The following is a 437-nucleotide window of genomic DNA, read 5'->3' on the forward strand; positions in this document are numbered from 1 at the left end:
CGTGGTTGGTTGATACCACTGGAGTGGTGGCCGTACAAGTGCTATGGCAGTTACTACAACGCCAGCGTTGCTTGTTTAGCTCTAGAATTACGGGCCGGTCCATGGGTCCTGCAATGTGGACATGAGTGAGCTTGTGTCCGTTAGGGTGCAACGTATTGTATCCACAGCTGGGACAGCGCCTGAGTGTGTAGGTAAGCTCTGCCTGGATGACCAAATACTTTTTGCGACCCGAGCCCCGACCATGAAATTCCTCACGAGTACCGAACACCTGAATGTTTGTGTCTGTAATTACCAGTAATTTAAGTGTATTATCTAGTTGAGACATCTATTCCTACCCCGCTTATCTTGAGTTTCGTCGCTTAAAGCATAGCACTAGGGAGGCTTAGATGCCTTTTTTTGTTATCAAAAAGGGCCTAGTACTTTTGGAATGGAAATAC

General features: G+C 46.9%; 1 protein-coding gene. It reads right to left on the bottom strand.

Annotation, left to right across the window (positions count from 1 at the left end; genetic code table 11):
• Positions 1–325: transposase family protein (locus FD26_RS10990; RefSeq protein WP_162254856.1), on the bottom strand; the 325-nt coding region annotated here is incomplete at its 3' end.
• Positions 326–437: the final 112 nt, after the last annotated feature.

It is taken from the genome of Companilactobacillus crustorum JCM 15951 (assembly GCF_001434585.1).
Classification (GTDB): Bacteria; Bacillota; Bacilli; order Lactobacillales; family Lactobacillaceae; genus Companilactobacillus; species Companilactobacillus crustorum.